This is a genomic window from Leifsonia sp. 2TAF2 (assembly GCF_052115085.1).
Lineage (GTDB): Bacteria > Actinomycetota > Actinomycetes > Actinomycetales > Microbacteriaceae > Leifsonia.
In genome coordinates this window covers 351,874-378,438 of sequence record NZ_JBFRFY010000001.1, presented here as the reverse complement: position 1 = coordinate 378,438, position 26,565 = coordinate 351,874, and the positions used below count along the sequence as shown (strand labels likewise).

General features: G+C 69.9%; 18 protein-coding genes. 9 read left to right on the top strand and 9 right to left on the bottom strand.

Features of this window, described 5'->3' with window-relative positions; genetic code table 11:
* Positions 1–137: 137 nt before the first annotated feature.
* The gene (locus AB4Z18_RS01775; RefSeq protein WP_441780987.1) at positions 138–1,700 is read left to right on the top strand and encodes a glycosyltransferase family 39 protein; all 1,563 of its coding nucleotides are present in this window, start codon (positions 138–140) and stop codon (positions 1,698–1,700) included.
* Positions 1,701–1,723: 23 nt separating this feature from the next.
* Here AB4Z18_RS01775 and AB4Z18_RS01770 read toward each other — a convergent pair whose 3' ends face one another.
* Positions 1,724–2,443 (bottom strand): SOS response-associated peptidase, encoded by a 720-nt coding sequence (locus AB4Z18_RS01770; protein ID WP_441780986.1) that lies wholly within the window; start codon positions 2,441–2,443, stop codon positions 1,724–1,726.
* A 404-nt stretch (positions 2,444–2,847) separates the two neighbouring features.
* Here AB4Z18_RS01770 and AB4Z18_RS01765 point away from each other — a divergent pair, with 404 nt between their 5' ends.
* From AB4Z18_RS01765 to AB4Z18_RS01755, 3 genes are all read left to right on the top strand, one after another.
* The gene (locus AB4Z18_RS01765; protein ID WP_441780985.1) at positions 2,848–4,365 is read left to right on the top strand and encodes a sugar transferase; all 1,518 of its coding nucleotides are present in this window, start codon (positions 2,848–2,850) and stop codon (positions 4,363–4,365) included.
* A gap of 104 nt (positions 4,366–4,469) precedes the next feature.
* Positions 4,470–9,191, top strand: a complete 4,722-nt coding sequence (locus AB4Z18_RS01760; RefSeq protein WP_441780984.1) for a PKD domain-containing protein — start codon at positions 4,470–4,472, stop codon at positions 9,189–9,191.
* A 5-nt stretch (positions 9,192–9,196) separates the two neighbouring features.
* Positions 9,197–10,348: a glycosyltransferase gene (locus AB4Z18_RS01755; RefSeq protein WP_441780983.1), complete on the top strand. Its 1,152-nt coding sequence runs from the start codon at positions 9,197–9,199 to the stop codon at positions 10,346–10,348.
* A gap of 500 nt (positions 10,349–10,848) precedes the next feature.
* Here the strand turns inward: AB4Z18_RS01755 and AB4Z18_RS01750 are convergent, their stop codons facing one another.
* The 6 genes from AB4Z18_RS01750 to AB4Z18_RS01725 all read right to left on the bottom strand — a co-directional run bounded on the left by AB4Z18_RS01750 (position 10,849) and on the right by AB4Z18_RS01725 (position 17,535).
* Positions 10,849–12,189 carry a hypothetical protein gene (locus AB4Z18_RS01750; protein WP_441780982.1) on the bottom strand — a complete coding sequence of 447 codons (1,341 nt, stop codon included), beginning with the start codon at positions 12,187–12,189 and terminating at the stop codon, positions 10,849–10,851.
* Positions 12,190–12,194: 5 nt separating this feature from the next.
* Positions 12,195–13,715 (bottom strand): polysaccharide biosynthesis tyrosine autokinase, encoded by a 1,521-nt coding sequence (locus tag AB4Z18_RS01745; protein ID WP_441780981.1) that lies wholly within the window; start codon positions 13,713–13,715, stop codon positions 12,195–12,197.
* 28 nt (positions 13,716–13,743) lie between these two features.
* The gene (locus AB4Z18_RS01740) at positions 13,744–14,475 is read right to left on the bottom strand and encodes a hypothetical protein (protein ID WP_441780980.1); all 732 of its coding nucleotides are present in this window, start codon (positions 14,473–14,475) and stop codon (positions 13,744–13,746) included.
* Positions 14,472–15,236, bottom strand: coding sequence for a CDP-alcohol phosphatidyltransferase family protein (locus AB4Z18_RS01735; protein ID WP_441780979.1), 765 nt, complete (start codon positions 15,234–15,236; stop codon positions 14,472–14,474). The genes AB4Z18_RS01740 and AB4Z18_RS01735 overlap by 4 nt, the downstream gene beginning before the upstream one ends.
* Complete coding sequence (locus tag AB4Z18_RS01730) at positions 15,233–16,441, bottom strand: DUF1972 domain-containing protein (protein ID WP_441780978.1); 1,209 nt, start codon at positions 16,439–16,441, stop codon at positions 15,233–15,235. The genes AB4Z18_RS01735 and AB4Z18_RS01730 overlap by 4 nt, the downstream gene beginning before the upstream one ends.
* A gap of 176 nt (positions 16,442–16,617) precedes the next feature.
* Positions 16,618–17,535, bottom strand: a complete 918-nt coding sequence (locus AB4Z18_RS01725; RefSeq protein ID WP_441780977.1) for a glycosyltransferase — start codon at positions 17,533–17,535, stop codon at positions 16,618–16,620.
* A 102-nt stretch (positions 17,536–17,637) separates the two neighbouring features.
* Here AB4Z18_RS01725 and AB4Z18_RS01720 point away from each other — a divergent pair, with 102 nt between their 5' ends.
* Complete coding sequence (locus AB4Z18_RS01720) at positions 17,638–18,588, top strand: glycosyltransferase family 2 protein (RefSeq protein ID WP_441780976.1); 951 nt, start codon at positions 17,638–17,640, stop codon at positions 18,586–18,588.
* Positions 18,585–19,298, top strand: a complete 714-nt coding sequence (locus AB4Z18_RS01715) for a polysaccharide deacetylase family protein (RefSeq protein WP_441780975.1) — start codon at positions 18,585–18,587, stop codon at positions 19,296–19,298. Before AB4Z18_RS01720 ends, AB4Z18_RS01715 begins: the two co-directional genes overlap by 4 nt.
* Here the strand turns inward: AB4Z18_RS01715 and AB4Z18_RS01710 are convergent.
* Positions 19,288–20,340, bottom strand: coding sequence for a glycosyltransferase (locus AB4Z18_RS01710; protein ID WP_441780974.1), 1,053 nt, complete (start codon positions 20,338–20,340; stop codon positions 19,288–19,290). The two genes, AB4Z18_RS01715 and AB4Z18_RS01710, sit on opposite strands and share 11 nt — an antisense overlap.
* 199 nt (positions 20,341–20,539) lie before the next feature.
* On the opposite strand from AB4Z18_RS01710, the gene AB4Z18_RS01705 reads away from it, so the two are divergent.
* The gene (locus AB4Z18_RS01705) at positions 20,540–21,610 is read left to right on the top strand and encodes a glycosyltransferase family 4 protein (RefSeq protein WP_441780973.1); all 1,071 of its coding nucleotides are present in this window, start codon (positions 20,540–20,542) and stop codon (positions 21,608–21,610) included.
* Positions 21,607–22,965 (top strand): lipopolysaccharide biosynthesis protein, encoded by a 1,359-nt coding sequence (locus AB4Z18_RS01700; protein WP_441780972.1) that lies wholly within the window; start codon positions 21,607–21,609, stop codon positions 22,963–22,965. Before AB4Z18_RS01705 ends, AB4Z18_RS01700 begins: the two co-directional genes overlap by 4 nt.
* A gap of 40 nt (positions 22,966–23,005) precedes the next feature.
* Here the strand turns inward: AB4Z18_RS01700 and AB4Z18_RS01695 are convergent, their stop codons facing one another.
* Complete coding sequence (locus AB4Z18_RS01695) at positions 23,006–25,651, bottom strand: right-handed parallel beta-helix repeat-containing protein (protein WP_441780971.1); 2,646 nt, start codon at positions 25,649–25,651, stop codon at positions 23,006–23,008.
* 236 nt (positions 25,652–25,887) lie between these two features.
* Between AB4Z18_RS01695 and AB4Z18_RS01690 the strand changes: the two genes are divergently transcribed.
* On the top strand, positions 25,888–26,475 hold the full coding sequence (locus AB4Z18_RS01690) for an arsenate reductase/protein-tyrosine-phosphatase family protein (protein ID WP_441780970.1): 588 nt from the start codon (positions 25,888–25,890) through the stop codon (positions 26,473–26,475).
* The last annotated feature ends 90 nt before the right edge of the window (positions 26,476–26,565 follow it).

The window sequence follows — 26,565 nt, the reverse complement described above, 5'->3', positions numbered from 1 at the left end:
CACCCGGCGTGAGCAGCAGGGCTGCCCGGGGTCCGGTTACCCGCCGCCTGTGAGTTTCGGTAGCGCTCGCCCATTCGTAGCCCAGGGTTTGCTGGTTGTCTCGACAGTGTTCCCGTCCGACGTCTAGAAGCTGAGATATGACCGTCCTCGTCGAGCCGGACACCCGAGCCGTCCGGCCGCCGCGCAGGCTCGGGCCGTGGACGATCGCGCTCGCATTCGGGCTGGCGGCGACGGTGCTGTCCGCCGCGTTCAGTTGGGTCCCGTCGCTGTGGGGCGACGAGGCGGCGACCCTCCTGTCGGCGAAACGCCCGGTCGGCAGCCTGCTCGGGATGCTGCTCCACGTGGATGCGGTGCACGGCCTCTACTACCTCGGCATGCACGGGTGGATCCGGTTGGCCGGGGAGAGCGCGTTCGCGCTGCGCCTGCCGAGCGCGCTGGCGGTCGGGGCGACTGTCGCAGCCGTGACGCTGATCGCCGGTCGTCGCGGCGGCAGGCGCGCGGCACTCGTGGCCGGGGTCGTCGCGTGCGTGCTCCCCCGTCTGACCTACGCCGGCGAGGAGGCGCGGTCGTATGCCTTCACCGCTGCCGCGGCCGCGTGGCTCACCCTCCTGCTGCTGTGGCTGATCGACGGAGGCGGCCGGCGGCTGACGCCGGGCGCACGCAGGCTCGCCTGGGTGCTGTACGGCGCGGGGATGGCGCTGACCTCGTACCTCTTTCTCTACACGGCGACACTGATCGTCGCCCATGGAGTCGCGTTGCTGGCCTCGCGGGCGTCGCGGGCGACCGTGCGCTGCTGGGCCCTGGCCTCGGGGGCCGCTGTGCTCACCCTGGTACCGCTCGCGGTTCTCGCCTATCTCGAGCGCAATCAGATCGCGTACCTGGGCGAGACACCGGACGACCCGTCCATCTGGTACTACTTCCTCTGGTTCGGGATGCCGTGGGTCGCCATCGCCGCCTGGGCGCTGATCGGTGTGGCGCTGTGGCCCGTGTGGCGGGCCTGGCGGCTTCGGACATCCCACCCGGTCGCTCCCGGTCCGCGTCCCGTGTCAACCGTGCTGATCGCCTCCACCTGGCTGTTCCTCCCGACGGGCGTGCTGCTGCTGGTCAATGCGGCGTTTCCGCTGTACACCGGCCGGTACTCGACGTTCGCGGCGCCGGCGGCGGCCCTCCTGGTCGCCGAGGGCATCTTGGTGCTCGGGCGGCGCCTCGGCCGCGATCCTCGACGCGTGGTCGGCGCGACCGTCACGGCGACCCTGGTCTTCGTCGCCCTGTGCGCGCCGGTCTACGTGCTGCAGCGGGGGCCCTACGCCAAGAACGACAGCGACTGGGCGGAGGTCAGCGCGGCCATGGCCGCCAATGCGGCTCCGGGCGACGCCGTGGTGTTCGACCAGTCGGCGAAGCCGTCGCAGCGCCCTCGCCTGGCGATGCGCACCTACCCGGCGGGGTTCGCCGGGCTGAAGGATCCGACGCTCCGCGTGCCGTACTACCGCAACGACGGCTGGGCGGACCGCCAGTACTCGGTCGCTCAGGCCGACCATCGCGGACGGTTCGACGGTATCGAGCGGGTCTGGCTGATCGAGTTGGACATCGAGGGCGTCGAAGACACGTGGGGCCTTCGCGACCTGCACACGCTCGGGTTCGCCGAGACGGGACGGCACATCGAGACCCACCGCAGCGACATCATCGAACTCACCCGGTGAGCGGGCTCACCCGGTGAGCGGGCTCAGGCGGCGTCGACCGGCTGGATGAGCTGCGGCCCGTCGTCGCTCGTCTTGAACGGAGCGACCTGGTCGAACTTCAGCGTCTGCGCCTCGGCGACGCCCGCGCGCACGGCTTCGTCGACGAGCGCCTGGTCGCCGACGATCGACGGGTCGATCCAGTGCTGCCACAGCTCCTCGGGCAGGATGACCGGGTTGCGGTCGTGGATGTCGGCGAGAGTCTGCACCGCATCCGAAGTGAGGATGGTCGCCGTCAGGACCCAGCGCTCCGGGTCGTCCTCTCCCTTGCTGTGGTCGCGCCACCACGAGTAGAGGCCTGCGAAACCCATCAGCCGGCCTTCGGGATAGCGGATGAAGTACGGCGTCTTGTGCCCCTTCGGACCCTGCCACTCGTAGTAGCCGCGGGCGAGCACGATCGCGCGGTGCGATTGGACCGGCTTCCGCCAGGTCGACTTCTCGGCGATCTCCTCCGCCCGCGCGTTGAAGGTGGGGAACTTCAGCTTTAAGGTGTCGGACCAGGAGGGCACCAGCGACCAGCGCGCGTGCTCGAACCGGAGTTCGCGGGTCTTCGCCGAGTCGATCAGCACGGGGATGTCGTCGGTCGGCGCGATGTTGTAATCGGCCTCCCAGTCGGCCGTCCACTCCTCGGGCCGACGCCCCGTCGCCTCGACGAATTCGGTGATCTCGGCGTTGACCCTGTCGTCCATCGCGAACCTGCCGCACATGGCCCCAGCATAGGCGCGACGACCGACACGGGCGTTGTCAGCACCTTCGCCGAGCGAAAATGAGCAATTTTCACCCCCGAAAGCGGGTGACGCGAACCTGTGAAAGCGATGTATTCTCACTTTTGTGCATTGGTGAGGAACAGTCACTTTAAGTCTCTCGACCACATCCGATCACACCACCCGATGCAACACCAACCCGACCCGCAGGTGACACCCGTGTACCCGATTCTGCCGCGCCGAGCGCTTCCCGCACTCAACCCCATCCGTTTGGGGAGCGCTCGGCGCGCGCAAAGCCACGGACGTCACCCCCTGAGCGGAGTCGGCGGCGGTGAAGCCGTTCGAGACCACGGTTTCCCCCCAGCCGCCGTCGGCTCCCCGGTGGCCCAGCAGACGGAGGCGGCCGCATGACCGTCATCCGCCCCCGCCTCCACGCACCCGTCGCCCCCGCCGAACTGGCCGGGCTGATCTCGGGACGCACCTGGGCCCGCCTGTACCGCTATCGTCTCCTCGCAACGGACACGGCCATCATCCTGGTGGCCACCATCGGGGCGGTGTTCGTCCGCTTCGGCTTCGACGACGCGGCCGCCCCGACGTCCGGCTTCCACATCGACTACCTCTACCTGTCGCTGCTCATCGCCGCGACCTGGCTGTTCACGCTCTCCGTCTACCACACCCGCGACCCGCGGGTCGTCGGCCTCGGCGTCTCCGAATACCGCCGGGTCGTCTCGGCGAGCGCCATCACGTTCGGCGTCCTCGCCATCTTCTTCCTGGTCGCAAAGGTCGACATCGCCCGCGGCTACTTCATCGTCGCGCTCCCGGTCGGGATGACCGGGGTGCTCTTCTCGCGCTGGCTGTGGCGGCACTGGCTGATTCGCCAGCGCACCTTCGACCACTACCTCTCGCGAGCGCTCGTGGTCGGCCGCTTCGACGACGTCGACTACGTCGTGAACCAGATCCACCAGAATTCGGGAGCGGCCTACAAGGTCGTGGGCGCTGCTCTCGATACCGGGAAGCGCAAGGGGGCGAAGAAGGACGCCGAAATGCGGCGCCACATCGCCGCCCCCGAGCGCGAGATCCCAATCGTCTCCGACCTGTCGGGGGTCGCGGACGCTGCGGCGCGGCTGGGCGCGGACACGGTGATCGTGGCCGGCCGCGCCCTCAGCAGCGGCGACTTCGTCCGCAAGCTGGCCTGGAAGCTCGAAGGCACGGCGACCGAACTGGTGCTCGCCTCGCCGCTGACCGACGTCGCGGGTCCCCGCATCCACTTCCGTCCGGTCGAAGGGCTCCCGCTCATCCACGTGGAGATCCCGCAGTTCGAGGGCGGCAAGCACGTGCTCAAACGGGCCTTCGACTTCTTCGCGTCGGGGCTCGCGCTCCTGATCCTCTCTCCCCTGTTCCTCGCCGTCGCGATCGCCGTGAAGCTCGACGACAACGGGCCGGTCATCTTCGCCCAGGAGCGCGTCGGCCGCAACGGCGAGCGCTTCACGATGTACAAGTTCCGGTCCATGGTCATCGACGCCGAGTCGCGGCTCGCCGCCCTCCGCGAGAACAACGACGGCCAGGGCCTCCTCTTCAAGATGAAGCACGACCCGCGCGTGACCCGCGTCGGTCGGACGCTGCGCAAGTTCTCGCTCGACGAGCTCCCGCAGCTGGTCAACGTCTTCCTCGGCGACATGAGCCTCGTCGGCCCGCGCCCGCCGCTCCCCTCCGAAGTGGAGGTGTACGAGAACCACGTCCACCGTCGCCTGTACATCAAGCCGGGCCTCACCGGCATGTGGCAGGTGAACGGCCGCTCCGACCTCTCATGGGAGGAGAGCGTCCGCCTCGACCTCTACTACGTGGAGAACTGGTCGCTCACCGGCGACCTCGTCATCATGTGGCGCACCGTCAAGGTTCTGACACATCCCGTGGGGGCGTACTGATGCGCCCCCGCCCCACCCCCGGCAACGAACCGCTCCACCAGCACCGCCCCGACCACCCCCTCCCCGACCACCGTCTTCCCGACCACACAGACACCGAGGTTGTCATGCGCACACCACACCGCCCTCGCTCTCGCTCGCTGGGCATCCTGACCGCCGCACTCGTGGGCGCAAGCCTCGTGTTCGGCGGCCTCGCCATTGCACAGCCCGCAGCTGCGGACACGGCGCCACCAGATCCCACCAACCCTGCGACGCCGGTGACCGTCAGCGACGACGTGCTCCCGACGCCGCAGGTCAACGGTGTGGTCTGGGCGCAGACCGTCGTCGGCAACACGGTCTACGTCGCCGGCAAGTTCACCTCCGCCCGCCCGGCAGGGTCGCCGGCAGGCACGAACGAGGTCGCGCGCAACAACCTCCTCGCCTACGACATCACCACGGGCACGCTGCTCCCGTTCGCGCCGAACCTGAACGCGCAGGCGCTCGGGATCACAGCGTCGCCGGACGGCACCCGCGTGTACGTGGTCGGTGACTTCACCTCCATCGACAGCAAGGGCTACTACCGGCTCGCGGCGTTCTCGACGGCGACGAACACCATCGTCAGCTCGTTCAAGCCGATCATGGAGTCGCAGACCCGCGCGGTCGCCGCATCCAACACGGTGGTCTACACCGGCGGCGACGCATCCACCATCAACGGCGTCGCACGCAAGTACGTCGGAGCGGTGAGCGCGACCGACGGCTCGACCCTCAACTGGCAGGCCGACGCGGACGCCGCAGTGGATGCGCTGACGCTGACCAAGGACGGCTCCAAGCTGATCGTCGGCGGCCGCTTCCAGAACATCGGCGGCGTCGCCAACTACGGCCTCGCCGCGGTCGACGCGAACACGGCGGCCATCCTGCCGTTCGCGGCTAACCAGACGGTGCGCAACGCGGGCACGCAGGCCAGCATCACCGCCCTGTACGCCACCAGCGACCGCATCTACGGCTCCGGCTACGTCTTCGGCGCCGGCGGCAACCTCGAGGGCAGCTTCTCGGCCGACCCGAACACGGGCGCGATCAACTGGGTCGAGGACTGCCACGGCGACACCTACTCGATCTACCCGCAGGGCGACAACGGCCCGCTGTACGTCGCCGGCCACCCGCACTACTGCGGCAACATCGGCGGCTTCCCGCAGACCAGCCCGACCTGGACGTTCTACAACTCCATCGCGTTCAGCAAGGCGGCGACCGGGACCATCACCAATGACCCGTACGGCTACTACAACTGGGCGGGCACCCCGTCCCCGTCGCTGCTCGACTGGTTCCCCAAGTGGACCGTCGGCACCTTCACCGGGCAGAGCCAGGCCACCTGGAGCGTCTCCGGCAACTCGAAGTACGTCGTCTACGGCGGCGAGTTCCCGACCGTGAACGGCATTGCGTCGCAGGGCCTCGCCCGGTTCGCGGTTCCGTCCTCCGCCCCCAACAAGGTCGGCCCGCAGGGCATCCCGCTCACCCCCACCGCGGCGTCGTTCAACGCCGGTGAGGTGCGCGTCAGCTTTGCAGCCACCTACGACATGGACAACGGCTACCTGACGTACAAGGTGTACCGCGACGCCGGCACCACGCCGGTGTACCAGACGACGGTGCGTTCCAACTTCTACACGCGGCCGATGCTCGGCTTCACGGACAAGGGCCTCACTCCCGGCAGCCACCCGATCTACCACGTGAAGGTCTTCGACCCGTTCAACAACACCACCTCGCGTGACACCAACGCGGTCACGGTCGCGGCCACCAGCAGCGGCGGACCCTACGCCGACTCGGTCAAGCAGGCGGGCGCAGCCTCCTACTGGCCGCTGGATGAGGCGAGCGGCACCAGCGCGTTCGACCACATCGGCTTCAACGACCTGCAGGAGACCGCGGTCACCCAGGGCGCGGCAGGACCGATCGCCGGAGTCACGGCGAGCACGTTCAACGGCAGCACCAGCCTCGCCGTCACGCCCACCGCGATCACCGGGCCCGACACGTTCACCGTCTCGGCGTGGTTCAACACCACGACCACCAGCGGCGGCAAGATCATCGGCTTCGGCAACGCCAACACCGGCACCTCGGGCAGCTACGACCGTCACGTCTACATGGACAACAACGGACGCATCTACTTCGGTGTCTACCCGGGATCGGTCCAGACGCTGAACAGCGCCGCCGGCCTCAACGACGGGCAGTGGCACCAGATGACCGCCTCCCTCGGCGCGAACGGCATGCGGCTGTACATCGACGGCAAGCAGGTCGGCTCCCGCACCGATGTCACCAGCGGCCAGGGCTACACCGGCTACTGGCGGGTCGGCGGAGACAACATCGGGGGCTGGACCAGCCAGCCGTCGAGCAACTTCTTCTCCGGCAGCATCGGGCAGGTCGCGATCTACCCGACGGTCCTCGACCGCACCACGGTCGTGAACCAGTACGTCGCCTCCGGACGCCCGTCCCCCCTCGCGCCGGCCCCGGCCGACGCCTACGGCGCCGCGGTGTACAACGGCAACCCGGACCTCTTCTGGCGTCTCGACGAGACCAGCGGATCGACGGCGAACAGCGCTGACGCCTACACGAACAACGGCACCTACTCGGGTACCGCGACCACGAAGAACCAGACCGGCGTGCTCCCGGGCACCGCTGACAAGGCGGTCCGGTTCAACACCAACATCAACGGTTCGAGTGGCGGCATCGTCACCAGCAACCAGCAGTTCGCCAACCCGAGCACCTACACGGAGGAGGTCTGGTTCAAGACCTCCACCACCCGAGGCGGCAAGCTGATCGGGTTCGGTGACGCCAAGACCGGCCTGTCGAGCAACTACGACCGTCACGTGTACATGCAGGACGACGGCCGCATCGTGTTCGGCACCTGGACCGGGCAGGCGAACACCATCACCACCCCGAACCCGCTGAACAACAACCAGTGGCACCAGGTGGTGGCCTCCCAGGGCGCCGACGGCATGAAGCTCTACATCGACGGCCAGCTCGTGGGTACCAACCCGCAGACCGGCGCCCAGGCCTACAACGGCTACTGGCGCATCGGCGGCGACAACACCTGGGGTTCCACCGGCCCGTACTTCAGCGGAACGCTGGATGAGGCCGCGGTGTACTCCACGGTGCTGTCGGCTCAGGATGTGGCCAACCACTACAGCCTGGCGACCACCGGCACCCTGCCGAACCAGACCCCGGTCGCCTCGTTCACCCAGAACACCTCGGTGCTCACGGTGAACGTGGACGCCTCGGCCTCCACGGACGGGGACGGCACCATCGCGTCCTACGCCTGGGACTTCGGAGACGGCACGACGGGGACCGGCGCGACCGCATCCCACACCTACGGCGGCACCGGCGTCTACGCCGTGACGCTGACGGTGACGGACAACCAGGGCGCGACGAACGCGACCACCCAGAACGTCGGGGTGACCGCACCGCCTCCGAACCAGCCCCCGGTGGCCGCATTCACCTCGAACGCGACCTTCCTGGATGCTTCGTTCGACGCCTCCGGCTCGTCCGACCCCGACGGCACCATCGCGTCCTACGCCTGGGACTTCGGAGACGGAGCGACGGGGACCGGCGTGACCGCGACCCACAGCTACGCAGCTGCAGGTCCGTACACGGTGAAGCTGACGGTGACCGACGACAAGGGCACCCCGGTGAGCATCACGCACGACATCACCGTGCAGGCTCCGCCGCCGAACCAGGCCCCGGTGGCCGCGTTCACCCCGTCGGTGACCAACCTGTCGGCCTCGTTCGACGGCACGGCCTCCAACGACCCGGACGGCACCATCGCCTCCTACGCCTGGGACTTCGGAGACGGAGCGACGGGAACGGGAGCGACCACGACCCACGCCTACGCCACCGGTGACACGTTCACCGTGACGCTGACCGTGACCGACAACAAGGGTCTGACCACCTCGGTCCAGCACCCGGTCACGACCACCGTCCCGCCGAACCAGTTGCCGACCGCGTCCTTCACGGCCACGGTCACCAACCTGGGAGTCGCAGTCAACGGAGGAGCGTCGTCCGACCCGGACGGCACCATCGCCTCCTACGCCTGGAACTTCGGTGACGGATCCACCGGCACCGGGGCAACGGCGAGCCACACCTACGCGGCGGCCGGTAACTACACGATCACGCTGACGGTGACGGACAACCGCGGCGGCACCGGGACGGCCACCAAGCCCGTCACCGCCACCGCACCGGCACCCAATGCGATCGCGCAGGACGGCTTCGAGCGGACCACCGCGAACGGCTGGGGCACCGCCGACATCGGCGGGGCGTGGACGCTCTCGGGCGGCGCGACCAGCTTCAACACCACCAACGGCCTCGGCCAGCAGGTGGCGGCGGCCGGCGCAACGAAGACGGCGACCCTCAACACGGTCACCTCGACCAGGTCGGATGTGACGGTGACGATCTCCGCGGACAAGGCGGCGACCGGCGGCGGCATCTACTACTCGGCGATCGGCCGCATGGTCGGCTCGGCCGACTACGAGGGCCGGGTCTGGGTGAAGGCGGGAGGCGCCGTGCAGCTCCAGTTGCTGCAGGGCTCCACCAGCCTCACCGCCGCCAACATCGCCGGGCTCACGGTCAACGCGGGTGACCAGCTGAAGGTGCGGGTCCAGGTGTTCGGCACCTCGCCCACCACCGTCCGCGCCAAGGTCTGGCTCGCCAGCGGCACGGAGCCGGCGAACTGGACGCTCAGCGCGACCGACAGCACCGCCGCCCTCCAGGTGGCCGGTACGACAGGCCTGCGGACGTACGTCTCCGGCACGGCGACCGACATCCCGGTCACCACCCGCTGGGACAACTTCGCGGTGGTCCCGGTACCGTGACCCAGGTGCGGAGGTCTCGCCGCACCATCCTCGTGGCGCACCCCGGTTCGGAGCTGTACGGCTCCGACCGGGTGCTCCTCGAGTCGGTGACCGGACTGCTCGACCACGGCTGGGACGTCCTCGTGGCCGTCCCGGCCGATGGCCCCCTCGTCGCCGAACTCCGGCGGCGGGGGGCCCGGGTCGAGCTGTGCGTCACCCCGGTGCTCCGCAAGAGCGTCCTGCGGCCGCGCGGCTTCGCCCGGTTCGCTGCGACGACCGCGCGGGGCATCATCGCAGGCGCCGCCCTGCTGCGCCGCGAACGCCCGGCTGCGGTGTACGTGAACACGGTCACCATCCCCCTGTGGATCGGACTGGCCAGGCTGGCGGGCGTGCCTGTCGTCGCCCACGTGCACGAGGGTGAGGCGACGGCCTCGCGGCTCGTCAAGCGCATCCTCTCGGCCCCGCTGCTGCTCGCGCAGGGCGTCATCGCCAACAGCCGCTTCAGCGTCGGTGTCCTGGAGAGCGCGTTCGCGTCGCTCGGCCGGCGCACCCAGATCGTCTACAACGCCGTCCCCGGACCCGAGAGCCGCAACCCGGCCCGTACGGAGCTCGACGGCGACCTGCGCGTCACCTACGTCGGCCGGCTGTCGCCCCGCAAGGGCGTCGACGTCGCGATCGACGCGATCGCCGAGCTCGAAGCGCGCGGCGTCCCGGCCCGCCTCGACCTAGTCGGCGCGGTCTTCCCCGGCTACGAATGGTACGAGCGCGACCTCCGCGACAAGGTGGAGGCGAAGCGCCTCCAGTCACGGGTGTCCTTCCGCGGGTTCCAGTCCTCGGTGTGGGACTACCTCAGCAAGGGGGATGTCGTGCTCGTCCCCTCGGTCGCCGACGAGCCGTTCGGCAACACGGCGGTGGAAGGCATCCTGAGCGGACGCCCGGTCATCGCGAGCGCCACCAGCGGGCTCCTGGAGGCGACGGACGGGTACCACACGGCCGTCACCGTCGAGCCGGGCGACGTCGCTTCTCTGGCGGACGCGCTCGAGCGCACCATCGCCGACTGGGACACCGCCGCCGCCCTCCTCGAGGAGGACGTGGAGCACGCCCAGCGCAAGCACAGCCCCGAGTCGTACCGGCAGCGCATCGCGGAGATCGTGGGCGGGGTCGCGCGTCGCAGCTGACGCTGCGTCGCACGCTCCGCTGGTGCTCGAGTGGTGACTCGTTGCTGCTTCGCCCGTCGAGTGGCGACATCCTGTCACCTCTCGATCGCTTGACCGACGGGCTCACGACGAAGGAGATCGGTGGCCAGTGCTCCTTCGAATGGCAGTACTGAAGGAGATTCGTCGCGTTCCCGTCCGAGTCTCCTCCGTTGCGAGGCCGTTCGGCGCGTAGGACGCTGCCGACGAGACCGCTCCCTTCCGATCCCGCTGAGTGGTGACTCGTTGCTGCTTCGCCCGTCGAGTGGCGACATCCTGTCACCACTCGATCGCCGCGGGTTCCGCCTCGTCCTGAATACAGGTCGGTCCTGAATACAGGTCGGTCCTGAATACAGGAGGGTGGGATGCGTTTCGGAGGAGATTCGGACGCTAGAGTGACGAATCTCCTTCCGCACCGCGGTTCGTAGGAGATTCGGGAGCCGATCTCCTTCGATGCGGCGCCGGTATTCAGGAGCGGGGGCGCGTCAGGGACGGTCGGGCGCCGCACCGGGCGGGCCGGCGGCGGCGGCCGCCGCCGGCTCCAGCCGCCGGTGCGGCCGGCCGAGCACGAGCAGACGGCTGGAGTCCGGCGCCAACTGCGTGGTCGCCGCAAGGCCCGCGATGAACCACACGAAGATCGAGTACTGGGTGATCAGCGCCACCGTCGCGAACGCCGGGATCTGCGCCACCAGCGCGATCGTCGCGGGCGACGCCTTGCCGCGGATGACGAGCAGGATGCCGAACGCCAGCGCGACGACGACGGCGATCAGCACGATCAGCCCGTTCGTCAGTCCGGTCAGGATGAGCTGGCTGTCGATCGAACGGAAGTTGCCGAAGTACAGCGACCCCGCCGAGTTCTTCTGCGCGGACTGAGCGACCCCCACCAGGTTCATCGTCCCGAACAGGGACGTCAGGTCGCCGCGGTAGTCCGCGCTCTCGGTGGCCTCCGAGCCGGCGTCGTCGAAGACCGCCGACACCAGCGGGAACAGCACGGCGGACACGATGACGACGGCGGTCGTGATCGCGATGCGTGCGCGGCGCGAGATCGCATCCCGCATGAACAGCACCGACAGCGCGACGCCCAGGAGGGCCGAGATCATGCCGATGCGGCTGAAGGTGTAGACGGTGGCCACGACCATGGTCAGCACCATCAGGCAGCGCACCCAGAGCCGGAACGGCGACGCCAGCGTGAGAGGCACGGCCATCGCGAGACTCGCACCGAGGGCGATGGAGTGGCCGAACGCACCCTCCGCGCGCGGAACGCCACCGCGCTCCTGGATGGTTCCCCAGATCGAGTAGAGGGAGTTGCCGGTCTTGAGAAGCACGAACGGGTTCCAGTGCGTCAGGCCTTCGATGATGGCGAGCACAGCGACGATGGTGAAGGTCACGGCGATCGCGCCGTGCACCCACGCCGGGTCGACGCGCAGCGGTGCCACCCGGCCGACGATGTAGCCGGCCACGAAGTAGGTGACCACAATGATCGCGGCGCCCAGCGCGATGCCCGCATTGCCGACGAGGATGGAGCACAGCGCGGCGACGACGACCAGCGTCATCAGCGCGTCCATCCAGCTCAGCCGGAAGCGGCGGATCGGCAGCAGCGCGGCGACCACCAGGAAGGCGGCCGCGGAGGCCGGCGGCAGGTAGTAGTTGCCGTTGAAGCCGATGCCGAAGCCGGCCCAGATCGGCGCGAAGCACAGCACGACGATCCAGGTGGCGACGGCGAGCTTCGGCGAGCGGCGGAGGACCAGGAACCCGAGCGCCGCGACGCCCACCGCCACCGCCAGCAGCAGCATCCGGTCGACGAGGGCGCCGCTCAGGAAGTCCATGAGGGTCAGGATGCGGAGTGCGTGTGGGCCGCGTCGCCCGCAGTACCGGTCTCGTCGGCGCCACTGGTCGCCTTGGCGGCACTGGTCTCTTTGGCCGTACCGGTCGCTTCGGCGCCCTCGGTGCCGGTCGAGGGCTTGTCGCCTTCCGCCGCACCCTTACGCCCTGGAAGCCCGAGCCGCCGCTGCGTCGGCTCGGCGACGTAGTACGCGTTGCGCTCCTTGCCCGCGGCGACGCGGTTGAGCACGATGCCCAGGACGGCCGCTCCCGACTTCTGCAGGGAGTCCACCGTCTGCGCCAGCTGCTGCTTGCGCACCCGGGTGCGGTCGACGACGACGAGCGCGCCGTCGACCTGGCGGGCGAGGATGGACGCGTCGGCGACCGAGCCGAGCGGCGCGGTGTCGATCACGATCACGTCGTACCGCGCGCGCAGCTTCTCCAGCAGGTCGCTCATCGCACGCGACGAGAGCAGCTCGCTCGGGTTGGGCGGGATGGGGCCGGCGGCCAGCACATCCAGGTCGCCCGCGCCCCAGCGCTGCACGACATCCTCGAAGTCCGCTCGGCCGGCGAGCACCGAGGTCAGACCCGCGTTGCCGGGCAGCGTCGTGTATGTCGCGATGGTCGGGCGCCGCAGGTCGGCGTCGATGAGGAGGACGCGCTGGCCTGTCTCGGACAGTGCCAGCGCCAGGTTGGAGGAGATCAGCGACTTGCCCTCGGAGGGGATCGACGACGTGATCACGAACGACCGCGTCGGAGAGCCGAGGGTCACGAACTCCAGGTTGGAGCGCAGCTGCCGGTAGGCCTCCGCGGCGTTGGAGAGCGGTGCGGAGACGAGCACGGGGACGCCGTCCTTGTTGCGCTCGCGCTGGATGGATCCGACCAGCGGGGCCTTCGCGACCTCTGTGGCCGTCTCGGCGTTGTGCACGCCGGTGTCGAAGGTCGCCCGGAGGACGACGATCAGCGCGCCTGCGATGAGCCCGAGCAGCAGACCGGAGAGGACGTTGAGGCGCGTGTTCGGCGACGACGCGAACTTCGGCGGCGACGCATGCTCGATCACGCGGACGGAGACAGTGGCAGCGCCCTGCGCGGTCTTTGGCGCGATCTGCTCCACCGTGCTCGACAGGCTCGCGGCCACCGCGTTCGCGATGTCGGCGGCTTTCTTAGGGTTCGTGTCCGTCACCGCGAGCTCGAGGATGACGGTGTTCTGCGGCGTACTCACCGAGATCGCGTCGGCGAGCTGGCCGGGCGAGATGGACAGGTCGAGCTGGTCGACGACGGGCTTCAGCACCACGGGCGATTCGGCCAGCTGCGCGAAGGACAGCATCTGGTTCTGCGTGTAGGTGGAGCCCTGGCTCAGGTCGTTGGCCGAGCCGCCGAAGTTGAGCGAGAAGTAGAGACCGGAGGTCGCCGTGTAGCTCTTGGTGGCGAGCTGCGACAGCCCGAACCCGAGGAGCGCCCCGGCGATCGTGGCGATGACGACGACGTACCAGAACCGGCGGAACGCCTGCGCGTACTGCTTCGAGTTCATCGTCTCTCCTCGCCGGTCGCCGGAGCGATCACTGGAACACCACGAGCTTTGCGCCCGCCTGATCGCTCAAGGTTACGGTGACCTTCGCATCCTGGTCCGCAGGAACGGTGAAGACGTACACAGCGGTCGTGGATGCGCCCGGCGCAAGTGATCCGGTGAACGGCTTCGCGGCCGGGTCGTTCGCGACAGGCGATGCGGGTGTCGTACCCGAACCGTAGTAGGCGTTCACGCCCGCCGTCGAGACGGGAAATGCGCCGCCGGTGCCGTTGGTGAGGCGCAGCGTCACCTTGACGGCGGGTCCGCTGACCTCGCCAGCGCGCTTCGCGGTGGCGGTGTACGACTCGACCGAGACGACGCTCGCGGTGAGCCCGGACGGCGTCTTGACGTCCTGCTTCACCTCGGCCGTCTGGGCGACGACGCCGCCGAAGCGCGCATCTATCTCGCCGGGTTTCGCCGGAGCAGGAGACGCGGGCGTGTCGGTCGCGCCGGCGGAGGGCGTTGCGCCAGGTGTGGCGCCGGCCGTTCCGCTGTCGCTGGGGTGCGGCAGTTGGGAGGCGGCCGGCTTCAGCGCGTTCGCGACGGGACCGCCGGCCGGGCGGGAGAACGTGTAGACGGACGCGATGACGATCGCGGCGATGATCGCGAGACCGCCGACAGTGGCGAGCGCGACGAGGCCGATGCGCTTGCGCGACCATCCGCTCTTCTTCTCCGGCGTCTCGTCCGGGGTGGGCAGCTTCTGGGTCTGGTCGTCGGATGTCATGGCCGGTCTCCTTCGGAGCGGAGTTCGCGGAACCAGCTGACTGCTGCGGCGAACAGGAAGAGCGTCGTCGCGAGGACGATGAGGGTGTAGAGGACGAGGAAACCGGGCAGCCAGCCCAGCAGGACGAAGGACAGGCACAGCACGCCGTAGTCCATCGGGAGGACGAGCACCGCGCGCATCCAGGACGGTCGCCCGGGGGCGTCGGTGGCGAGGGAGACCCGGCCGTGCTGCCGGCGGAGCTGCTCGGTCAGGATCATGCCGAAGAACAGCACCGACGAGACGATGGTCGAGATCAGCGGGACGATCAGCCACGCGACCGGGGTCGACGAGTGGAGGTAGAAGCCGAGACCGAGCGCCAGCGGCATGCTGACGACCTTGGTGGCATCCACCATGTGGTCGAGCCACTCCCCGGCGGGGCTGCTGCGCCCGGTCAGGCGGGAGAGCTGGCCGTCGGCGCTGTCGAAGGCGTAGCCGACGAGCAGCATGATCGCCACACCGATGCCGAGGATCCACGACGGTGGGAAGACGACGAGCAGGATGAGCGCAGCGAATGTCCACACCGCGCTGATGGCGGTGACGGCGTTGGGCGTGAGTCCGGCACGGAACGCCCACGCGGTGAGGTAGCGCCCGAGCCTCCTGTTGACGAACCGGGAGTACGCCGGCGCGCTGCGGGCGGCAGGCTTCTGGGCGGCGGCGAGCCGTCGCAGCACCGAGCCGTAGGATTCGCGGGCGGTCGCGCCGTCGACGGTGTCGCCGGTCATGACTCCACCGCCTCTCCGGTCAGCCGCGGTCGCTCGGCGCCGATACGCTGCGCGGTGAACGGGCGCCGGGAGCGGACCTGCACGCCGTCGGCGAGGTCTCGGCAGAGGGCTTCGTACTTGTCGGCGACGTCGTCCCAGTCGTAGGCGGCGGCGCGCTGCCGGGTGGCCTCGCGGCGGGCGGGATGCCCGGCCGGGTCGGCCTCGGACCTCTCGATCACACGCGCGGCGTCGTCCTCCGTGGTGAAGTAGCCGCCTGCGGCTCCCAGCACCTCGCGGTTGAAGACCACGTCGTAGGCGAGCGTCGGCGCTCCGGCCCCGATCGCGCGGAGGAGGGACGGGTTGGTGCCGCCGACCGAGTGGCCGTGCAGGTAGCTGAAGGCGTTCGCGTACAACTGGTCGAGCAGGCGCTGGTCCCACACTCCGCCGAGGAAGCGGACGCGGTCGTCGGCGAGCGCGTGCACCTGGGCGGTGTACGCGTCAGCGTAGGGCGCGGAACCGACGACGATGAGCGGACGGGTCGCGCCGCTGCGGCGGTATCCGTCGACGATGGTGTGCACGTGGTTCTCGGGTTCGAAGCGGGCGACCAGCAGGTGGTATCCCTGCGGCCGCAGTCCAAGGCCTTCGAGAAGGTCGGACTCGTCGGCGACCCGCGGAGCGCCGTAGGCGATCAGCCGGGTCTCCGCGTGGAACTCGTCGCGGTAGTAATCGGCGATGCCCTGGGCGTCGGCGATGAGGCCGTCGGACCAGCGCACGGCGGCCGACTCCGCGAGCCGGTAGTAGCGGCGACCGGTGCCCTTCCACTTGTCGCGCTTCCATTCGAGGCCGTCGACGTGAGTGGCGACCGGGATGCGCGCCGCGCGGATCAGCGGGAGGTACGGGGAGTTGGCGGCGTTGAAGACGAGGGCGGCGTCCGTCCGGTGACGCAGCAGGTGCGCGACGGAGAGGCCGGTGTGGCTGAGGGTCTCGAGCGACCGGCGGTGCAGGGCGCCCTTGTGGACGAGTTCCATCCCGCGGTACTCGGCGGGGCGATCACCGTCGTCGGCAGTCGGGCGGCAGTAGACGACGACGCGGTGTCCGCGTTCGGCGAGGCGGGAGCCCACTTCTTCGATGGCCGTCTCGAACCCGCCGTAGCGGGCGGGCACGCCCCGCGTCCCCACCATGGCGATGCTGAGCACATCCCCTGAGCGCTTCCCCCTGGTGTGCATCGGCTTCTCTCGTTCGCGTCGGTCGGTACGGCGATTCCCGACGACGGAAACGGAACCGTGGCAGCGGGCGAGTCTCCGCGTATCTCGGTTTCGGTGTGCACCAGGGTCGGGTCTCTGTTGCCCTCACAGTCTATGACGAGAAATCCTCAATTGTTGCTCCCCTTTTCGGGGGGCGTTCACCGGGATGTGCTGTTTCGCGCGGCCCGGAGACCGTCGCGGACCCCTCGGAACGCCGCCCACAACGGCGCCGGCGAGCGCAGGAACTGGCGCCTCCCGCCCTGCAGCAGCACCTCCCACGCGATCGGCAGCGAGGCACGCCTCCAGCGCTTCACCGCATCCCGGTCGAGGTTTCGGGATGCGAACACCAGCCGGTTGCGGATGTTGAAGTAGTAGTAGGTGCTCGACTTGGCCTCGCCGCTCGACGCATGGCCGTCGCCCTGCGTGCCGCCCTCGGCATGGACCGCCGTCGCCTCGGGCACCACCTCGACGCGTCCGCCGGCGCGGCGTGCCCGGTACGAGAGCTCGACATCCTCCCAGTACAGGAAGTAGCCGTCGCCGAAGCCGTCGATCGCTCGCCACAGCTCCGCGGTGACGAGCAGGCAGGCGCCGCTCAGCCACTGCTCGACGTCGGTCAGCCCCAGCTGCTCGCGCTTGCGGGACGCTGTGATGCGTCCATCCTTCAGGTGCAGGTCCGAGCCGTCGAACCAGACCGTACCGTCGGGGCGCAGGATGCGCGGCGCCAGTAGCGCGAACGGCTCGTCGCCTGCCGTAGCCCGCAGGGTCTCGACGTCGGCCGGTTCGATGGTGGCGTCCGGGTTGAGCAGGAGCAGGTGGGTGGCGCCTTGCGCCAGCGCGCGTTCGGCTCCCGCATTCATCCCGAGCCCGAAGCCGAGGTTACCGTCCGGCTCGACGAGCTCCCAGCCCTCCGCGGCGGAGAGGCGGCGCATCGCCTGACGCTCCTCGTCGGTCGTCCGGTTGTCGACGACGATGGTGCGCGCCCCGTCCAGCCGGCGGGTCAGCGGCGCGAGGTTCTGTTCGAGCAGCCGCGACGAGCCGTAGCCGACGACGATAACGGCGAGCCCGTCGAACGTCATCCTGCTCCCCTCGTCCGGCCGCCCCCGTCCCGGGCGCTGGCGTGAAGCCTATACCTGTGTGAGCATGGTGACTCCGCCACCCGACCCGAGGACCGGTACTCGATGACCGACCAGCGCCTGCCCGTGACGATCGCCGTGCCGACGTTCCACCGTCCCGACGAGCTGCGCGTCCTGCTGCCGATGCTGCGCGCCCAGGCGGACGAAGTGGATGCGACGGGCGCCACGGAGACCTCGGTCCTGGTGATCGACAACGACCCTGGTGCGAGCGGTCGAGTCGCCGCCGAGGAGGCGGGCGTCCGCTACGTCGTCGAGCCGCATCCCGGCATCGCCGCCGCCCGCAACCGTGCGCTCGACGAGAGCGCCGGCTCACGGCTGCTCGCCTTCATCGACGACGACGAGCACCCGCATCCCGGCTGGCTGCACGAGCTGATCCGCGTCTGGCGCATCTCGGAGCCGGCACTGGTCGCAGGCCGCGTCGTCGCCGAGTTCGAGCGTCCGCCCGGCCGGTGGATTGAGGAGGGCCGCTTCTTCGTGCGCCGCTCCCTGCCGACCGGCACCCCGCTGAGCGTCGCCGCCGCCGGCAACCTGCTCCTCGACCTCGACCAGGTGCGCGAGAGCGGTCTGCGGTTCGCGCTCGACCTCGGGCTGAGCGGCGGCGAGGACACCCTGTTCAGCAGGCAGCTCGCCCGCGCCGGCTACCGGATGGTCTGGTGCAACGAGTCCGTGATCACCGACCTCGTCCCGGCCGCGCGCATCAGCCGCCGCTGGGTGCTCCGCCGCGCCTGGAGCCACGGCAACTCGGCCGCCGTCGTCACTGTCCGGCTGGCATCCGGCCCGGTCGGCACCCTGCTCGCGCGGGTCCGCGCCGCGGTCGGGGGTGCCGGTCGCGTCGTGCTCGGCGTCGCCCGCACGGCCGTCGGACTCCTGCTGCGCTCCCCCGGCCATCAGGCTCGCGGCTCCCGTGCGGCGTACCGCGGCGCCGGGATGGTGTGGGCGGCGTTCGGCGGCGTCTACCAGGAGTACGCGCGCCCGACCGACGGGCCTCAGGCGTGAGCGCGAGAGACCGGGCGGTCGCCTTCGTCCGTCGCGTCGGCGGCCCGTTCGGTTCGGTGATGCGCGTCCGCACCGAGGAGCCGGTCGTCGTGGCGACGTTCGATGACGGGCCGTCCTTCCGCACGGCCGGCGTGCTTCAAGCGCTGGCGGATGCCGGAGCGACCGCGACCTTCTTCGTGCTGCTGACGCGGACCCGGCGCGACCCGGGACTCCTCGACGACATCCTGGGGGCGGGTCATGAGGTCGCCCTGCACGGACCCGATCATCGCCGGCTGACGACCGTGCCGCCGGAGACCCTCTCCGGCCGGATGCGCGACTCCCGAGCAGAGCTCGAAGACTTGACGGGGCGGCACATCCGCTGGTTCCGTCCGCCGTACGGCGCTCAGAGCCTCCGCTCCTGGCGCGCCGTGAAGGCAGCCGGGATGGAGCCGGTGCTGTGGGGACCGACCCTCGCCGACTGGCGCGACGCCCCGCATGACGAGCGGATGCGCCTGGCACTGGCCGCGGACCGGGGCGCGATCATCCTCGGCCACGACGGTCACGCCGACGCGGTAGACGGGGTCGACGACGGCCCGGCTCCGCGCCTGGACCACGGCGTCCTGCTGGCCCAGGTGACCGCGGGCTACGCGGCCCGCGGCCTGCGCTTCACTTCACTCGGAGAAGCGGCGGCGAACGGACGGCTCGTCCGGGAGGCGCGCTTCAGGAGCTGATCGGCTCGCGTGCCGCGGCCTGCGCAGCACCGCGACGGCGCCGCACCAGCGCGATCGCCCGCCGGTATGCGGCCTCGTGCTGCGGCCCGGTGTCGGACCACGAGCGGGCGCTCAGGTCCGGGTGCCCGTCGACGCCGGCCGCCCGCTCTACCGCATCCCGGAGCACCTCCGGCGTCAGCTCCGCATAGCGCTGCACCCACTGCTGTCCGACCTCGTCGGCGAGCGCGGCGGTCGTCTCGTTGTCCGGCACGAGCACCGGCCGGTCGAGCGAGAGCGCGGTCAGCACTCCGCCGGAGTTGTGCATGTCGCGGTACGGAAGCACGATCAGCTCGCTACGGCCGACCACGTCGGCGAGTTCCGCATCCTGCAGGAAGGCCAGCTGCACCCGCACCCGCGGATCGTGGTCGGCGAGCTCGCGGACGGTCGCCGCGAGCTCGTCGCTGGACGGCTTGCCCGCGACGGTCAGCCGCAGATCGTCCCCCGGCGTCTGCGCGAAGACCTCGAGCAGCTGCTCCACTCCCTTATACCGGCGGATGAGGCCGAAGTAGCCGAGACGGCCGCGCTCGCGTCCGGGCCTCGGATAGCGGCCGAACCACTCCCGGTAGTCGCCGTGCAGGATCGTCTCATAGGCCGCGTCCGCCGGGAACGGCGTCGTCGGGTTGAGCCGGATGCGCAGTGCCGTCCACCGGTCGAACCAGCGCAGGAGGGCACGCTCGCGGCGGGAGATGCCCTCGGGCAGGTGCAGGTTGTGCACGGTCCGGACGATCGGCGTGCGCGTCAGTCGCAGCTTGAGGAGGAGCACGGCCGTCAGCCCCTGCCGGACCAGGGCCTTCAGCGGGCTCTGCCCCGCGACCAGGATCTCGGGCCAGTGCGCGTGGAACACGTCGTACCGGCCCAGCAGCGCGCGCTTCCAGGAGAACGTGCGCACTTCGAGCCCGGGCGTCGCCGCGAGGGCGTCACGCAGCATCACGATGTACGGGTTGGTCGTGGGCCGTGGATCGGGGAAGGACTGCTGGACGACGATTCGCTCGGGCTCGGTCATGGTGCGACCAACTTTAGGGGCGGTACGCATCCAGAGCCAGCACTCACCCCCAAGACTGGGTGCATTTGTGAGAATGTCTCGTTATTTGACGCCGGGCTCCCTAAACTCGGCTCAAGAGGCCCGACACCCGACTCGACGGCCCCGAGCAGACCCGGAGCGGCCCGTGGCGACTGAAGCGCCAACCCTTCATCACCAGCACGTGCGACTGTACGACCAGGTGCGCAGCGTGCACCTCGAACGCGCGCACGAACTCGACCCCGCGGCCATCGTGTACCGCGTCAAGCGGTACGACTTCGACCCGCAGCTCGCGACCGGGATCGAGCTCGCTCAGGCGGGCACCCTCGGCGCCGCACGACTCGCCCTGCGCAGCCGGATCACCCGCGTCGAGGTGGACGAGCCGCTGTACCTGGACTCCCTCCCCCGCACGGCCGCGATGCTCGCCGCGCTCGGACTGAAGCGCCTCTTCGGAGCCCCGCGCGCCCAGGTCGCGACCTACGCGATCGAGAACCTCGACCCGTTCGCCGCCCGCCCGCCGCGCCTGCGCAGCCGCATCCGTCGCACCCTCGAGCGGATGCTCTCCTCCTACATCTGGCACCGGCTCGACACCGTGGTCTACGGCACTCCGGGCGCCCGCGACCTCTACGGCGAGCGGTTCGCCCGCCGCCCCCGGCGCCAGCTGACGGTCGAAGCGCTGCCCAGCCCGTGCCACTGCGACGAGGGACGGACGGTGCTGCGCGACCCCGACGGCGTCGTCTTCCTCGGCTCGTTCTCGCCGCGCAAGGGCTTCGGCGACGTGCTCGCCGCCTGGCCCGCGATCCGCTCGCGGCGTGAAGGCGCAACGCTGACCCTCATCGGGTCGGGCGGGATGCTGGAGCAGGCGGAGGCCGCCGCAGCGGAGGACCCGTCCATCCGGCTGATCGTCGACCCGCCCCGCGACGTCATCCACACCGAACTGTTGCGCGCGCACGTGCTCGTGCTGCCCTCCCGCCGCGTCGGCGGCTGGCGCGAGCAGATCGGCCTGCCGCTGGTGGAGGCGCTCGCCCACGGCTGCGAGGTGATCACCACCTCCGAGACCGGCATCGCCGAGTTCCTCATCGATGCCGGCCACCTCGTCCTCCCCGGCGACGCCGACGCCGCGCGGATCGCCGACGGGGTGGATGCCGCCCTCGGCCGTCACCGCAGCGCGGCGGACATCCGTTCGGCGCTGCCGCGGGTCGACGGTCGCATCGCCGCCGGCCGCGCGCTCTTCGACGACCGGCCGACCGCATGACCACAATCAAGGCTCCACGCAAGCACGGGATGGTGCGCGCCGTCGGCTCGACGGCCGTCATCAAGGTCGTCGTCATGGGCCTGTCGGGCCTGATCGGCATCGTGAACAGCCGGCTCATCATCCAGAACTTCGGCACCGACGCCTATGCGCAGTACGGCCTGCTGGCCGCACTGCCCGCGCTGCTGCCGTTCGCCGACCTCGGGATCGCGGCGGTCGTCATCAACGCCGTCGCGGGATCCGACAAGCCGGCATCCGACCGCCTGGTGCGGAGCACCATCGTGACGGCGTTCCGCATCCTGCTCACCTCCGCTGCCGCGATCGTCGGCGTCGGCATCGTGATCTCCGTCCTCGGCTGGTGGCCGGTCATCCTGGGCGGCGCCCTGCTGCCCGACGGCGGCAGCCTCGCGGCGTTCCTCTGCCTCGGGACGTTCGCGCTCGTCCTGCCCCTGACGGTCGGCTCGCGCGTGCTCGTCGGCCTCGGCCGCACCAGCATGCAGACCGCCAGCCAGGCGGTCGTCGCTCCAGCGATGTTCCTCGGCCTCGCCACCCTCGTCGCCCTGTCGGCGCCGGCCGGGAGCTTCCTCGCGGTGCTCTCCTACATCGCGAACGGACTGGCGTCGTTCATCTGCCTCCTGCTCGCAGCGCGCATGATCCGCCCGCAGATCGGGAAGGCGCTCCGCGAGGTGCCGTTCCCACGGCGCTATCCCGGAGTCCCGGCCATGGGCGTCGCCTGGCCGATGCTCGTGCAGATGGTCGCGCTCCCGATCGCGATGCAGACCGACCGGCTGCTGCTCAGCCACCTCACCACCGGCACCGAGCTCGCGCAGTACAACCTCGCATCCCAGCTCTTCGGCCTGGTCGTGCAGACGATCGCCGCGGCGGGCATCGCGCTCTGGCCGATCTACGCGAAGGCGCGCTCGGAGTCGCGCATCGAGTCGCCGATGAAGCCGACGCTGTGGTTCCTCGCCGGCGGCCTGGGCCTCGGCCTCGTGCTCGCGGCGATCTCGCCGTACCTCACCCACTTCATCGCGGGCGACCGCTTCACCCTCGACCCGTGGCTGGTCGGCGGGTTCGTCGTGTTCGTCGCCCTGCAGGCCGCGAAGTACCCGGCCGGCATGTACATGACAGACAAGCGCGGGCTCACGTTCCAGGTGTGGCCGATCCTTGCCAGCGTGCCGCTCAACCTCGTGCTGTCGTGGTGGCTGATCGGCGTCATCGGCGCGGGCGGTCCCATCGTCGGCTCCGCCATCAGCGTCGCCCTCTGCCAGGTGATCCCGAACCTCTGGTACGTCACACACGACCTCGGCCGCCGCCGGGCTGAAGTGCCCGGCGACGGCCGAGGGGACGTGCTGTAGAGACGACCGGAGATCCGGTCACCCGGTGATCAGCGAGTGATCACCAGGCGCCGACGTGGACGGATCCGGCCGGCTTGCCGATGAGCGACGCGAGGTCCGCCGGAAGTCCGGTGGCCGCGCCCGTCACCGACGCCAGCAGCTGGGACGGTGCGAGCGACGGTGCGTTCTCGTTGACCGTCGAGTGCGCCTCCTGACCGGTGGCCGCCGTGAACGCCGCGAAGGTCGTGTACACGGCCGGGTCGGCGGCGCCGCGGGACCAGATCACCGCCCAGTTGGGCGAGGATGCGGAGGTGCGGCGGTACACGTTGTAGTCGCTGGACACCTGCAGGCGCTCGGCCGAGTACTGGTGGGAGTAGTCCTCGACGCAGAGCAGGCAGTTGCCCGAGCCACCGGAGATGATGTTGTTCCGGATCGTGGTGGGACCGGTGATCCAGGTCATCGTCGGGTCCGGGAACGCCTGCCGCGGGTCGTGGCCGGCGTCCGACGCGTTGTTCCCGCGCCGCGAGTCCTGGGTGATGTCCAGGTTCCGGGCGTTGTCGCTCAGCGTGTTGTTCCAGACCTTGGCGTTGCTGATGTCATTCAGCTTGATGCCGGCGGAGGTGTTGCGCGACGACACGTTGTCCACGAGGGACGCGTTCGCCGAGATCTCCAGCACGATGCCGTTGCCGGCGTTGCCGATGGAGTCGTTGTGCGAGATGGTCATGCCGTACACGGACTCGTCCATCCACAGGCCGTGCGACTGGTTGCGCACGAACGCACTGTTGCGGACATCGATGATGCGCGACCGGGTGATCTTCACGCCGCCCGAGACGGGCGAGGTGTTGAAGTGCTCCGCGTTGTTCCCCGCGGCCAGCACGTGGTCGAGGGTCAGGTGGTCGGAGCCGTTGGCGTGCACACCGAGCAGACCGTTGCGGGCGGCCGTGACCGAACGCAGCGTGTTGCCGTCGCCGCCGAGCGAGACGCCGGTCGTGGCGTTGTCCGTGAACGCGACGTTCTCGAACAGCGCGCCGCCCTTGTACGCCGTCACCGTGCCCATGTCGGGCACCGAGGGAGCGTAGCGGCGGACGCCGACGCCCTTGAGCGTGAAGCCGGCGGATCCGACGCTGATGGCCTTCTGGAGGTCACTGGCGCGCACCTGCTGGCCGCCCGGGTTGGTGCCGAGCACGAGCTGCTTGGCGCCGGTGTCGTAGAAGAACGTGCCGGCGCGAACCTGCGAACGGCTCGCCACCTGCTGCTGCGCGGCCGAGCCGATCCACACCTGGTCGGGGTGGGCGGCCATCGGGTACGACGAGTTCAGCCACTGCCAGCCCGGGGTGGAGCTGTCGCCCGATCCCCGGTCGTACGTGGGGCTCGAGTCGAAGACGTGGTTCCAGTTGCCGGCGACCCAGGTCGAGCCGCTCTGCGCCCAGCCGCTCACGACGGAGCTGCCGTCGAGGTACGCGGCCTCCTTCGGGTACGACTGGATGGTCAGCTTCTTGTTACCAGGGACCGTCAACGACTCGTGGTAGTTCCCGGCACGGAGCACGATCGTGGCGCCGTTGGGCGCCGCGTCGATCGCGTGCTGGACGGTGCGGAACGGGGCCGATGCGTTGCCGGCCGCGCTATCCGAACCGTTCGGAGCGACCAGGATGGCGCCCGAGGGCACCGGGTACGAGGTCGTGCCGATGGCCGCAGCCCCGGTCGCGAACCGCGTACCGGAGGTGTCGATGCTCGGGTCGCCCGCCGGGGCCGGATCGGTCGGCGTCGGGTCGGTGACCGGCGGCGTCGGCTGAGTCGGCTCTGCCGGCTGGCTCGGCGTCGGGGTCGGCGTCGGCGTGGGCGTCTGCGTCGGCGGCGTCGTGGGGGTCGGCGTCGGGGTCGGCGTCTGGTCGACCGGCTTCAGCGTCGCCGCGGTCAGGGAGTCGAAGGCGACCGGCTCTGCGGCCGTCGACCCGGAGACGTACGACCACGCGGCAAGCGTGCCGGACGCGGTGAGACGCTTCGCGCTGGAGTCGTCGGCGACGGCCTGCCAGTTCGGAGTGCTCTGGCCGTCGAGCCAGGCACGCGCCTGCAGGTGGACGGGGTTGGACCCGGTCGCCTGGAACTCGAGGCGCACGGAGGCGCCCGCCTTCAGGCCGGTCGCGACGCGGATCTCCTTGCCGACCGTTGTCTGGTCGGCGGTGGAGCCGTTGATCCGGAGGATCGTCAGCGTCAGGACGCCGCCCGCGTTCACGCGGACGTTGGCCTGATAATACGAGCCGCCGGAGACGCGGGTCTGGACGCCTGCGAAGAGGCCGTTCCCGCCGGTGGGCAGGCGCGGAATGTCGATCGTCGCCGACGTCGTGACATCGGCGGCCGTGACCGACGGCAGAGCCGCGGTCAGCGAGGTGCCGGGACGCGGAAGCGCCATGCTGCCTGCGCTTCCGGTGGCCGAGAAGGCCGAAGCGCCGGACGTCTTGTAGGCGCCGCCGATCGGCGCGCTGCCCCATCCACTCGCCATGACGCGCGAGAAGTCGTCGGAGACCAGGGGGGTCCCGACAACGTAGTTGGAGGGTGCAGCAGACGCAGTGATCGCCGGCAGGCCGACGACCGCGAGACCGGCGATGGCCAGTGTCGAGGTCGAGGCGACCAGGATGTTGCGGGGTGAGATTCGGGGGGCGGGGGACTTTGCGGTGTTGGTGAGGCGGTGTCTGGCCTTGCGGACCATGGACTGTCTTCCAATACTGATAGTTCGCGAACAGAAAAACACAGAGGTGAGACCAGGCCTTCTGCGCGGATTGGAGAGACGCTAACACGAGGTTCGGCGGAATGGCGAACAAAATCACTGAGTTTACCTCACGTACCTGATCTTCTCCATGGATCCGACACCCCCCATTCGGGTGGCCCAGCGCCTCAGCGGCGAACTCCCGGATGAGGATGTGAGGTTTCCGGGAGAATGGTTCCATGCCCGAATCCGGCCCCTTCCGCATCCTCACCGTGTGCACCGGCAACATCTGCCGTTCACCCGCGATGGAGTTCCTGCTCGCTGACGCGCTCCGTCCCGACAGCCGGTTCGACGTCCGATCCGTCGGCACGCACGCCGAGGTCGGCTGGCCGGTGAACCCCCCGATGGACCTGCTGCTGGAAGAGCGCGGCATCGACGTCGCCGACTTCGCCGCTCGCCAGGCGAACAGAGGGATTCTGGCCGAAGCGGACCTCGTTCTGACGGCCACGCAGCAGCATCTGGCGTGGGTCACCGAGCACGAGCCGCGGGTGGTGCGGCGCGCGTTCACGATGACCGAGTTCGCGGACGCGATCGCCGGCGCACCGGCCGGTCTGGAACTCCGGGAGCTGGTGGCGTGGGCGGCGGCGCATCGGCCCGGGCTGCGGGTCCGCTCGCTCGGCGCAGCGACCCGGCGCGGCTACGACGAAGGCGACATCCTCGACCCGTACGGCCGGGGCAACGCGGCGTATCGCGCTGCGCTCGGTCAGATAGAACCCCTGGTGGGACGCATTGCGCCCCTTCTTTTGGGGGCGTCGCAGGCGGCCTGACAGGCCGCGCCGGGCGGTCCGCACGGCCCCGGAAACCTCGTGGTGACAAATCCTCACTAATCCGACAGAATAGGTGAGGATAACTCAACC